The sequence below is a fragment of the Flavobacterium sp. SORGH_AS_0622 genome, from assembly GCF_030818825.1.
Classification (GTDB): Bacteria; Bacteroidota; Bacteroidia; order Flavobacteriales; family Flavobacteriaceae; genus Flavobacterium.
Genome location: NZ_JAUTAX010000001.1, coordinates 1,735,189 through 1,748,065, shown reverse-complemented (window position 1 = coordinate 1,748,065; position 12,877 = coordinate 1,735,189). Strand labels below are relative to the sequence as shown.

8 protein-coding genes and 1 pseudogene are annotated in these 12,877 nt (G+C 32.7%); 4 read left to right on the top strand and 5 right to left on the bottom strand.

Going from position 1 to position 12,877, the window contains the following annotated elements; all coding sequences use genetic code 11:
* Positions 1-52: 52 nt before the first annotated feature.
* The 5 genes and pseudogenes from QE431_RS07550 to dnaK form a co-directional block, all read right to left on the bottom strand.
* Complete coding sequence (locus tag QE431_RS07550) at positions 53-2,797, bottom strand: LuxR C-terminal-related transcriptional regulator (protein WP_307294451.1); 2,745 nt, start codon at positions 2,795-2,797, stop codon at positions 53-55.
* A 100-nt stretch (positions 2,798-2,897) separates the two neighbouring features.
* The gene (locus QE431_RS07545; protein WP_307294448.1) at positions 2,898-4,082 is read right to left on the bottom strand and encodes an acetate/propionate family kinase; all 1,185 of its coding nucleotides are present in this window, start codon (positions 4,080-4,082) and stop codon (positions 2,898-2,900) included.
* A 102-nt stretch (positions 4,083-4,184) separates the two neighbouring features.
* Entirely contained in the window at positions 4,185-6,278 is a 2,094-nt protein-coding gene (gene pta, locus QE431_RS07540) for a phosphate acetyltransferase (protein ID WP_307294446.1), read from the bottom strand.
* 67 nt (positions 6,279-6,345) lie between these two features.
* Positions 6,346-7,420: pseudogene (gene corA / locus QE431_RS07535) on the bottom strand (magnesium/cobalt transporter CorA).
* Between the two features lie 198 nt (positions 7,421-7,618).
* Positions 7,619-9,505, bottom strand: coding sequence for a molecular chaperone DnaK (dnaK, locus tag QE431_RS07530; protein WP_057118534.1), 1,887 nt, complete (start codon positions 9,503-9,505; stop codon positions 7,619-7,621).
* Between the two features lie 382 nt (positions 9,506-9,887).
* On the opposite strand from dnaK, the gene QE431_RS07525 reads away from it, so the two are divergent.
* The 4 genes from QE431_RS07525 to QE431_RS07510 all read left to right on the top strand — a co-directional run bounded on the left by QE431_RS07525 (position 9,888) and on the right by QE431_RS07510 (position 12,785).
* Positions 9,888-11,159, top strand: a complete 1,272-nt coding sequence (locus QE431_RS07525; RefSeq protein ID WP_307294442.1) for a Na+/H+ antiporter — start codon at positions 9,888-9,890, stop codon at positions 11,157-11,159.
* A gap of 59 nt (positions 11,160-11,218) precedes the next feature.
* Positions 11,219-11,686 carry a hypothetical protein gene (locus tag QE431_RS07520; RefSeq protein ID WP_134141107.1) on the top strand — a complete coding sequence of 156 codons (468 nt, stop codon included), beginning with the start codon at positions 11,219-11,221 and terminating at the stop codon, positions 11,684-11,686.
* A gap of 85 nt (positions 11,687-11,771) precedes the next feature.
* Positions 11,772-12,233 carry an SRPBCC family protein gene (locus QE431_RS07515; RefSeq protein ID WP_307294439.1) on the top strand — a complete coding sequence of 154 codons (462 nt, stop codon included), beginning with the start codon at positions 11,772-11,774 and terminating at the stop codon, positions 12,231-12,233.
* 78 nt (positions 12,234-12,311) lie between these two features.
* Positions 12,312-12,785, top strand: coding sequence for a DUF1203 domain-containing protein (locus QE431_RS07510; protein ID WP_057118538.1), 474 nt, complete (start codon positions 12,312-12,314; stop codon positions 12,783-12,785).
* The last annotated feature ends 92 nt before the right edge of the window (positions 12,786-12,877 follow it).

The window sequence follows — 12,877 nt, the reverse complement described above, 5'->3', positions numbered from 1 at the left end:
TGTAAAAATAGGTATGTAAAAATATAAATTCTGTAAAAAATAAAATCAAATCTTACAGACTTAATAAAAACTTTGACAGGTTTTCTTCTTGAGTTAGATTTAATTTCTTTCTTAGACGATATCTATGCAGTTCTACACCTCTAAAAGAGATATTCATCATTGGTGCAATTTCTTTAGAAGAAAGGTTCATTTTGAGATAAACACAAAGCTTAATATCTTTTGGAGTTAAGTGAGGATATTTTTTAGAAAGATTTATAATAAACTCGTTATGAATTTGATTTAAGTTTGTTTCAAATGTTTCCCATTCGTGTTTATTAACCTCATTAATTTTAATAGCTTTTTTGATTTCACTTTTGAGTTTGCTAAAATCTTTTTCTTTGTCTAGAATTTCTTGAATTTTATCAATCATTTCCGTTTGTTTGGCAATTGACAAAGATTTACCAGCCACTTCAGAAGATTTTGTTTGAAGTTCAAGTTCTAAAATATGCTTTTCGTATTCCTGCAAGTTGAGTTCGTTTTCTTTCTTCAATTCCATCTCGAGAATTTCTCTTTGATGTTTTAGTTCTTCTGCCTGCAATTTTAACTTTTGCATGTAGCGAAGCTTATTCCATTTATAATAAAAAAACAAAACCGCACTAACAACAAGCAAGTAAAGAAGAATCATCCAAAAAGAAAAATACCAGGGTTCTGCTACTTTAAACTTATAAAACGAAACCTTATCATAAGTTGATCCATCGTGCTTAAAAATTTCTACCGCATGATAACCGCTATTTAAATTGTTTAAAACAATCGATCCATCAGAAATAGGTATATATTCTTTTTCTTTATCAAGTTTGTAAAACAGGTTTGGTTTGCTTGCTCCATAAATTCCAGAAATTACATTAATTTTTAATTCTGTATTGAATTTAATTTTTGATTCGTTCGGAATTAAAGCATCATCACTAAAAGCTTCAATTTCTACTTTTGAATTTTGTTTGTTTTCATATTCGAGTTTAAGAGAAATAAATCCGTCATCAAGATTGAATAGATAATAATTGTCATTCTTAAATATTCTTAAATTTTCATTTATCAGTTTTCCTTTATAATATTTCTCCTGAATAATATTCCAGATAAATTTATTTCCTTCCGCGTAAATGTGATATAAAATTCCATTTTGCAAAACCATAAAATGATCTTCATCTATAGAAACAACATCTGTAACATTTTTAAAACTGGCATTGAATAATTCGTTTTCTTCTAATTTATTGGAAATAGAATTGTAAGTATACCAAGAGTTATTAATGAGAAAAAGTATTTCTTTTCTAAATTCAAAAATCTTGATTCCGAAATCATTTTTTATTTTGCTTTGCTGCGTAACATTTTCGACTTTCAGCGTTTTATAATTGTCATCTAATAAAACACGATACAAACCTCGATAATTATCAGCAGCCCAAATTTCATTCTTTTTATTCTGCGCTACATATTTTATAGGTTTTGCAAGGTCTTTAATAATTTTGTAATGAGAAAGATCTGAAGGATCATCATACACTAAAATACCGCTGTAAGTCGATTGAAAATATGTATTGTTAATACTGCTTTTCGACATATTCCAACCGCCGCTAACTCCGTTTATTTTTTTTAAAACATTATTTTCATATGAAAAAGTTCCATCGTTATGCCCAATGATGTATTTGCCGTCTATAAGGGAAATATTCCATCCCTGCCCCTGCGTATTTGGCATCATATTGAATTTTCCAGAACTATACTCGAAAATACCGTGATTTGAAGCAATTAAATAACCTTTATTAATTGTTGCGACTGCATAAACAGACCCTAAGATTCCTGAATTGTCATAAAAGAAAGAGATTGGCGAGTTGACTTCAACATGAGCGATTCCGTTATCTAAGCCCAGCCATAAGTCGTTCTCTTTATCAAAACCTAGACTTAAAACCGAGTTGTTCATTAAAACATTATCACGCTCAATATTTTTATACGTATTGGTTTTTAAATCCAAAATAATAATTCCTCGATTTCCTGTTCCAATAACTAATTTTTCTCCTTTTATAAATTTTGCCACATTAATCGTAGCCGATTTTAAAGTTTCATTTATCGGATTATCCCAGCTTTTTAATCCATTATCATCTACCACAAAAACACCTCTTTTCTGCGTAAATATGTAGGTTTTATTTTGATACTTTTCTATGGCATGAACAACGGTTTTCTTTAAAACATTCCAGCCTTTTGGATTGGAAATATACTTACCGTTCATTTTAAAAATTCCATCCTTAACAGAAGCTACGTACAAATTTTTATCTACAGCAAAACAATACGAGATAAGAAAAGGAAATTTAATTTTCTTAATCGTTTTTCCATCATAAATAAAAACATCATTGAAGGATTGAAAATAAAGCGAACCATTGAATCTAAAGATTTTCCAAATCTCTTCATTATCTTTTTCATCGAATAATCTCAGATTTTTAGTGATCGAAACATAATGCATTGTTCCGTCTTTTCTATACCAATAACCAAATTCTTTATAAGAACCCGAATAAATTTTATCTCCTTCAATCAAAATAGATCGAATAATGGTTTTGTTTGGAAGTGTATATTTTTCCCATTTCACTCCATCGTAACGAAGTAAATAATGGTTGTTTGCAAAATACATAGCATCATCATTTCCCTGCGCTACATTCCAGATTTGATTATCACCCTGATAATCGGATTTACTGTAATTTTCGACGAAAGGAAGTAATTCTTGGGCTTGAAGTTGTAAAGCGATGAAAAAGAAGAAAACTGATTTAAAAAGTATCGATTTCAAGATATTCAGATTTTATTTCAAAGATACTGACAAAAATTTAATTTATAAATGCAAAAAGCTTCTCTTATTGAGAAGCTCTTTTATTATTTGATCTTGTTTTTTAATTCTCTAGTAACTGATAAACCTGATTTGCAATTTCATATTCTTCATCTGTTGGAACAACCAAAACTTTTACAGTTGAATCTGCTGTATTGATTTCTCTCAATTCTTTAGAACGAATTTGATTTTTTGCTGCGTCAATTTGAATCCCGAAGTAATCCATATCTGTACAGATTAGATTGCGCATAAATGAAGAATTTTCTCCAATTCCGGCAGTAAAAACAATAGCATCCAATCCGTTTAAAGCTGCGGCGTAAGCACCAATTGTTTTTCTAATTCTGTAGGCATTCATTAATAAAGCCAATTCACAATCTTTATTTCCTTCCTCTGCTTTTGATTCAATGTCTCTTAAATCGCTATAACCTGTTAAACCCAGCATTCCGCTTTGTTTCAACAGAATCGAATTTACCTCATCTGGAGTATAACCCAAACTTTTAACCATATAAAAAATAACGGACTGATCTATATCACCGGCGCGCGTTCCCATAATTAAGCCATTTGATGGCGAAAATCCCATCGTGGTATCGATACTTTTTCCGTCTTTTACAGCGGTCATACTACAGCCATTTCCTAAGTGAATGGTAATTATCTTAGAATTCTTATCTAAGTAACTGATCGCTTTTTCTGAAACATATTTATGACTTGTTCCATGAAAGCCATACACACGGACTTTATGTTCTGTCAAAAGGAAATTTGGAATAGCATATTTGTGTGCCTCAACTGGAATTGTCTGATGGAAAGCGGTATCAAAAACTGCCACTTGTATAGCATCTGCAAAAATTTCTTCTGCAACATTAATTCCAACTAAATGTGCAGGATTGTGAAGCGGAGCTAATTCTGAAAGTTCTTTAATTTTCTCTTTAACTTCATCTGTTATAATGGTTGTATTAGAGAAATAACTTCCTCCGTGAACAACACGATGTCCAACCGCCGCAATTTCCGATGTCGTTTTGATTACGCCGGTTTCAGAATCCAAAAGTAAATCTGCAACCTTTTGTAATCCTACTTTATGCGTTGGAATCGGCAATATTTCTTCATACGAATTTGAAGCCGTTTTAAAGGTAATATTTGAAGTTTCTAAACCAATTCGATCAATCATACCACTGCAAATTACTTCGTTTGTCGGCATGACCATTAATTGATATTTAATTGAAGAACTACCTGAATTTATAATTAGTATTTTCATTCTTTTTAAGTTGCTAAGGTTCTAAGAAGCTAAGTTTCTAAGGTTTTTAGTTTTAAGTATATTATTTAATTTTTAATTCTCAATTTTTAATTTTTAATTGATTTACATTCCCTGCGCTTGAATAGCCGTAATTACAACTGTATTGATAATATCATCTACTGTACAGCCACGGCTCAAGTCATTTACAGGTTTATTTAAACCTTGTAACATTGGACCAATTGCTAAAGCTCCTGTTTCTCTTTGAACAGCTTTATAGGTATTATTTCCTGTATTTAAATCTGGAAAAATAAGCACACTTGCCTGCCCTGCTACTTCTGAGTCTGGCATTTTGCTTTTCCCAACACTTAAATCAACTGCTGCGTCATATTGTATTGGTCCTTCAATTTTTAAATCAGGGCGTTTTTGTTTTACAATTTCAGTAGCAGCTCTTACTTTTTCTACTTCATCTCCTTTTCCTGAAGATCCAGAAGAATAAGAAAGCATTGCAATTTTTGGTTCAATTCCGAAAGCGGCACTTGATTCTGCTGATGAAATCGCTATTTCTGCCAATTGTTCTGCTGTTGGATTCGGATTAATGGCACAATCTCCAAACACCGAAACTCGGTCTTCTAAGCACATAAAAAAAACAGAAGAAACTACAGATGAATTTGGTTTAGTTTTAATGAATTGAAGTGCTGGCAAAATCGTATGTTGTGTAGTATGAGCTGCACCAGAAACCATTCCGTCTGCGTGGCCTTTATAGACCATCATCGTTCCGAAATATGAAACATCTTCCATTAAATCCCTTGCCATTGTGATACTTACGTTTTTAGCTTTTCTAAGCTCGTAATAGGTATTAGCGTAATCTTCGTAAAATTCAGATTCTATAGGATTGATAATGTTTACTTTTGAAAAATCAAGAGAAATACCCAATTCTGTAACTTTACTCTCAATTTGTTTTTTATCACCAATAATCGAAATATCAACTACATCCATATCTAGTAATCTTGAGGCTGCAGTGATAATTCTATCATCATTTCCTTCTGGCAGTACAATATGTTTGCGGTGCTGCTTGGCTCTTTTAACCATGTTGTATTGAAACATTTTTGGCGTCATGCCTTCTGCTTCAAAAGTGATTAATCTTTCTGATAAAGCCTCATTATCAACGTATTTTTCGAAAGTTGTAATTGAAGTTTCGATTTTATGCGTGTTATTGGCATAAATTTCAGATTTAATCGAACCTATTTTATTGGTAATATGATAAGTTCCTCCATCGACAGCAATAATCGGGACAATTGCCGAAAGTCCTTCAATAAGCTTTAAAATGCTTTCTTCTGGAACAATATTTCCAGTTAGAATAATTCCTGATATCGTTGGATAATTAGCCGATTCATTTGCTTGTAAAGCGCCTAAAATAATATCCGAACGATCTCCAGGAGTAATCACCAGAGCATTATCATTAAGATGAACCAAATAATTATGAAGCTGCATGGCACCAACGCTAAAATGGCCAATTTCATTATTAAGATAATTTTCTCCAAACAAAACTTTAGCATGCAATTCGTTTACAATTTCCTGCATTGTCGGATTGTTCAAGCTTGAAATTAAAGGAATTGTATTTACGAGAACATTCGAGGGTAAACTCTTCTGCAAACTTTTGGTAACCAATTCTATATTTTCAGGCTGTACTTTATTAGCAAATACTGATAAAACCTCAACCTCTTTTACTTTAAAAGAGTCGTAAACTAAATACAAACTATCCACAAGTTCTTCTAAAGTTTTTCCAACTCCAGAACCGATAATAATTGTTGGAATTCCAAGGTTTTTAGCAATTAAAACGTTCAAGTCTAATTCGATAGAAGTTCCTTCTCCAGTAAAGCTTGTTCCTTCAACTAAAACGAAATCAAATCGTTCTTCCAGCTTTTTGTATTTTTCGATTATTAAATCTAATACCTCTCCTATTTTTCCTTTATTCTTCTTTTTGATGAGTTTGCTTTTCGTGATGGCAAATGCATCTTCAAACTGAATATCGAGGTTAAAATACGACAAAACAGTTTCGATATGATTATCTACTTCTCCATCAACAAAATCTTCGATTATAGGTCTAAAATAACCTACTTTAGCTGTCTTCCCAATCAAAATACTCATTAAACCGAGCGTAATGATCGATTTACCACTATTCTGATCACTTGTCGCTATATATATTGCTTTACTCATGATTTATTTATATTTATTCTAAATAACAAATTTAATACAATTCAAATTGTTTTAGCCCTAACAAACGTTAAAACCAGCGTCTTTTTTTGAAATAGAAAATTAAGGCTATTACCAGTAAAAACATGACTCCCATAACTACGAAGTAACCATTTTGAGTTTTAAGTTCTGGCATGTTTTCAAAGTTCATTCCATACACTCCCACAATGAAAGTGAGCGGAATAAATATGGCCGAAATAATAGTCAGAGTTTTCATAATTTCGTTCATTTTTCGACTTTGTTCCGAGAAATAAAAATTAGAAGCACTTTCTAATGCGCTCATATCAGATTCAATTTGTTCTAAAAGCTCTAAACTTTTTTGGTGAAGCCTGATAAAGAAATTAAACGTTTCTTTCTGAATAAGGCCGTTATTTTCATCATCATCTTTAATTGTTTTAAGATAATACAAAGAATCTCGAAGTGGTACAATTGACCGCTTTAAAAAATTAAAGTTATCTCTATGATTTTCGATTTTTTCCAGAATAACCGGATCGGCGCCTTTTTTGGTTAGATTGATTAATTCCTCAATTTTCTCTTCTTCATCTTCAATTGTAATGTAAAAGTTTTCCATTACGGCATCTAAAAGCAAATACAAAAGATAATCTACTTTTTTAGTTCTAACGATTCCCGCATGTGTGCGAAGGCGTTCGCGGATATGCGTAAAGAAATCACTCCTTTTTTCTTGAAAAGAAATCAGAATTCCATCTTTTAGAATAAAACTAATTTGTTCGACACTTAGATTATCTGAATATTCAGAAGGCAGAAGCGACTTTATATTAAAAAATAAAACATTCTGCTGTTCTTCTAACTTGGTTCTTTTAGTAGTGTTTAAAATATCAGCAAGAAGAATAATCATCGATTTTGAAATGTGCTCCAATCGTTTTAATGAGATTAATATCATTTAATCCGTGAACATTGAGCCAGTTATTTTTGGTATAATCAAAACAAGAGTTCAAAGCCTGAACGGTAAATTTATCATATTCTACAACGTCAATATCATCATAAACAAAAAGTTGCATTTCGGTTTCATGCTCTTTATGCGATCCTGTATACTCTAATGTAATATGCTGCAGCTTGCGGCCTTTCTTGTATTTAATCTTTCTCATTCAAAAAAATTTACAATAGTAATATTACGAAAAAGAATTCGAAGAAGAAATGACATTTGTCATTTTGCTGATAAAGATTAATAAATTGTCTAGATTTTAAATTGTAATATTTTTACTAGTTTTAATTAGGCAACAATATTCAGCTAAAAAAAAACCGAGTCATTTCTGACTCGGTTTTTCATTATTGTTAAAGAAGAATTATTTTACTTCTTCGAATTCAACGTCTTCAACATTGTCTCCAGAAGACTGCTCTTGTTGTGGAGCAGCTTGTTGACCTTGTTCACCACCTTGAGCATACATTGCTTCTGTAGCTGTTTTCCAAGCTGCATTTACATTGTCTAATCCTTTTTGGATTGCATCAAGATCTTGAGATTGGTGAGCCATTCTCAATTCAGTTAAAGCATATTCGATAGCTGTTTTGTGCTCATCTGTAAGTTTATCTCCTAACTCTTTCAATTGAGATTCAGTTTGGAAAATAGTACTATCAGCTTCGTTCAATTTCTCAGCTCTTTCTTTTGCAATTCTGTCAGCATCAGCGTTAGCTTCAGCATCTTTTTTCATTTTTTCGATTTCTTCAGCTGTTAATCCAGAAGAAGCTTCGATACGGATATCGTGAGATTTTCCTGTTCCTTTGTCAGTTGCAGAAACTTTGATGATACCATTAGCATCGATATCGAAAGTTACTTCAATTTGAGGAACACCTCTTGGTGCTGGTGGAATACCATCTAAGTGGAAACGACCGATAGTTTTGTTATCAGCAGCCATTGCTCTTTCTCCTTGTAATACGTGGATTTCAACAGATGGTTGAGAATCAGCAGCAGTAGAGAATACTTGAGATTTTTTAGTTGGGATAGTTGTGTTAGACTCGATTAATTTAGTCAATACACCACCCATAGTTTCGATACCTAAAGAAAGAGGCGTTACGTCAAGTAACAATACATCTTTTACATCTCCAGATAAAACTCCACCTTGAATAGCAGCTCCAATAGCAACAACCTCATCAGGGTTAACACCTTTAGATGCTTTTTTACCGAAGAATTTTTCAACTTCGTCAGCGATTCTTGGCATACGAGTAGAACCTCCTACAAGGATTACTTCGTCGATATCAGATGTAGATAAACCTGCATCTTTTAATGCTTTAGCAACTGGTTCCATAGAACGTTTTACTAAAGTATCAGATAATTGCTCAAATTTAGCTCTAGATAATTTTTTTACTAAGTGTTTTGGTCCAGAAGCAGTAGCAGTTACGTATGGTAAGTTGATTTCTGTTTCAGCAGAAGATGATAATTCAATCTTAGCTTTCTCAGCAGCTTCTTTTAAACGTTGTAATGACATTGGATCTAAACGTAAATCAATACCTTCTTCAGATTTGAATTCGTCAGCTAACCAGTCAATAATAACTTGGTCAAAATCATCACCACCTAAGTGAGTATCTCCATTAGTAGATAATACTTCAAATACACCATCTCCTAATTCAAGAACAGAAATATCAAAAGTACCTCCACCTAAATCGTAAACAGCAATTTTTTGATCAGTTCCTTTTTTATCTAATCCGTAAGCAAGTGCAGCAGCAGTTGGCTCGTTGATGATACGCATAACTTTAAGACCAGCGATTTCACCGGCTTCTTTTGTAGCTTGACGTTGAGCATCGTTAAAGTAAGCAGGAACAGTAATAACTGCCTCAGTAACTGTTTGACCTAAATAGTCTTCAGCAGTTTTTTTCATTTTTTGAAGTGTCATTGCAGACAATTCTTGAGCAGTGTATAAACGACCGTCAATATCCACACGTGGAGTATTGTTGTCACCTTTTACAACACTGTAAGGAACTCTTTTTGCCTCATCTTGAGTTTCAGCAAAAGTGTGTCCCATAAAACGTTTAATAGAAGCAATCGTTTTTGTAGGATTCGTTACTGCTTGTCTTTTTGCAGGATCACCTACTTTAATTTCGCCACCTTCAACAAAAGCGATGATAGATGGTGTAGTTCTTTTTCCTTCTGCGTTAGGGATAACAACTGCTTCGTTACCTTCCATTACAGAAACACAAGAGTTCGTCGTACCTAAGTCAATTCCGATTATTTTACCCATTTTTTATATATTTAATTTTTGATTTAATTTCATAACTCAGGTGGCATAAGTCAATCTTTATGCCAATATAAAAAACCAAAGTAATTTGTCAGTTTTAATAATGGCACAACAAAAATCATCTGACAACATGACATTTTTCAAACCTGACAATCATGGCATTGATATATTTTTTCATGTCATTATTAAGGCATTAAAGAGCTATTTCCCGCTATCCGCTATATCTTTTATGCCTCCCAAAGCTTCGAAACCGGCATAAAGGGATATCGTTGCTATAAGGGCTAGGACAATCATTTTTATAATTACTTTTCGTTACTATCAAATCAGAATAATTTTTAATTAAATACTGAATTACTTACATTAGCCTTTTTTCTAAATAATATAAATGGAGAATTACAGCATCATTATATTCATACTTGCCATTGTCATAGGATTATCTGCCTTTGCCGACACAATAAAATTACCTCAGCCTATTTTATTGGTTATAGTGGGAATTGCAATTGGTTTTATTCCGACAATGACCGAAATCGAAATCAATCCCGAGATTATTTTCCTGATATTTCTGCCTCCATTATTATATGATGCTTCTTTTAACATATCGCCAAAAGATTTCAAAACCAACATCAACACTATCGGAGCTCTGGCTGTTTCATTGGTTTTTATGACCGCTGCGGGGATTGCCGTTGTTGCTTATTTAATGATTCCAGGAATGACCTGGCCGCTTGCTTTTGTATTAGGAGCAATACTTTCGGCCACAGATGCCGTTGCCGCGATCAGCATTACTAAAGGATTAAAATTGTCGCACAAAACATTAACAATTTTAGAAGGAGAAAGTCTTATAAATGATGCTTCTGCACTTGTAGCGTACCGTTTTGCAGTTGCCGCAGTTTTAGGATCTTCTTTTATAATCTGGAAAGCTACCCTTGAATTTATATTTTTACTCGGAGGTGGATTTTTAGTTGGTTTTGTCATGGCAAAAATCCTGGCTTTTATTTTAAACAGAGTTCATAAAAACGTAAACGTAACGATAAGTTTCATGCTTTTAATGCCGTTTGTGGCGTATTTAGTTGCTGAACATCTGCATGTTTCTGGTGTAATTGCAGTTGTAATTTTAGGGTTAGCAATTGCTCGTTTCAGCAATAAAATTTTCCCCGAAAGTCTAAAAAACCAATCTAAAAGTCTTTGGGACATTATTATTTTTCTTCTAAACGGATTAATCTTCATCTTAATCGGACTTAACTTTCGCTACATTTTAAAAGATATTGACGAAGGAATGGTTTTGCCTTATATTGGATATGCTGCAATTATAACAATCGTAGCTTTGTTAATTAGAATGGCAAGGATATTTCTTCAAAAAATCAATCTTCAAAAAGCATTTCAAAACGGAAAAGGAAAAAGAAAAATCAGCGAACATGCACTTCTCGATTTCAATAATAGTATTATTTTAAGCTGGTCTGGAATGCGCGGAATTGTCTCGCTTGCCATAGCAATTGGACTTCCAAAATTTCTTGAAGACGGAACTCCGTTTCCAGAACGCAATGCTATTATCTTTATTTCTGTAGCAGTTGTGCTTTTAACTCTTATTGGTCAAGGACTTACTTTGCCATTGATTGTTAAAAAACTAAATCCTAAAAAAACAGAAAAAGCTCCATCTTGATTTTAATCGTTTTACGCATAATATAATTTTCCCTAACCAATAACTATAAACCACAAAACATGAATTCAGAATTACAAAGCCAATTTGACGAATTTGACAAACCTCCGGTAATAAGACGTAAATTATTACCTTGGTGGATTAAAACTTTCTGCTGGATCTTTATGCTTTTAGCTGTCGCTGCAGTTGGCTCGCTTATTACAAATCTTTTTGTGCCAAATGTAAATTTATCTCTTTACGGATTTTCAAGCAACACAGCATACTCTGGAACTGGTCTTTTTATCATTGCTATTATGCTTTTAAAAGGATTTGCAGCCTATTCACTTTGGTTCGAAAAACCAAATGCGATTAATATTGCAAAATTAGATGCCGTTTGTGGTGTCGCAATATGCATTGCTTCTATGTTTATAATTCCTTTTAGTATGGGAGATGGTCACTTTTCACTAAGGCTCGAAATTTTATTATTAATTCCTTATTACATAAAAGTTAACAAGATAGAATATGAATGGGATAATCTCGAAACTATCTAACATAGAACACAGATTAACAACTAATTAAAAATTTAATACTAATTTTATCCCACTCCGTTTTTGTTTAATTTAAAACTCATCAGAAATGACTTCAGATATTCTTTCGACAACACCAGATTCCGAAATTGTTACGACACGAATTTTAAATTTCCCGCAGGAACTGGTTTTTAAAGCTTGGAGTACTCCCCAACATTTGAAAAATTGGTGGGGACCAAAAGGTTTTACGAATACTTTCAATGAATTTAATTTTTGCGAAGGTGGCAAATGGAGCTTTATCATGCACGGTCCAGAAGCAGGAAATTATGCCAATGAATGCGAATTTATAAAAATAGACAAACCGAATCTTATAGCGTGGAAACGTCATTCTAAACCATTATTTCAGATTCTTACCACATTTGAAACTGTTGCCGAAAATCAGACAAAAGTTGTGTTTAAAATGCTTTTTGAAACCGAAGAAGAATGCCAAAAACTGAAACCGTATGTTGTTGATAAAAATGAAGAGAATTTTGATAAGTTAGAAGATGAGTTGGGGCGAATGGCCTCGTAAATATATCAAGTAAAAAAAACAGAGCAAGATTTGGATTTTTTTTCATTCGAACAAACATGATTTTTGCTTAAAAAAATTATGGAAGCAAATTTTAAAATCAAGCCTTTAAATCATGTAGAGTTTTCAGGCTACTTCGAATTAACAAATCTAGAACTAGAAAAAATCGGGGCAATTAAAATGATAGTCGATAAATTCCCGGGGTTTCCCTGCAGAATAAGTCTAGAAGATGCACAAATTGGGGAAGAAGTTATTTTATTGCCATACAACCATCATAAAACAACTTCTCCTTATCAAGCAAGCGGACCGATCTTTATACGAAATAAAAACTCTACACCAACATTCGAAATCAACCAGATTCCACAACTGTTTAATCATAGATTACTTTCGTTGCGTGGTTATGACAAAAACGGCTTAATGAAAGAAGCATCTGTAATTGAAGGAAAGACTCTAAAAGAGCATATTATTAAAACTTTCGGAAACGAAAAAATAGATTACATACATATTCACAATGCAAGACCAGGCTGTTATAACTGTTTAGTTGAAAGAGCATAAAAAATTTGTTTTCTAATATCTAATGAAATTGGAAAACAATAAAAAAATATGCACGCATAGTAATTTTATAATATTCTTTTATTTTTTATTCG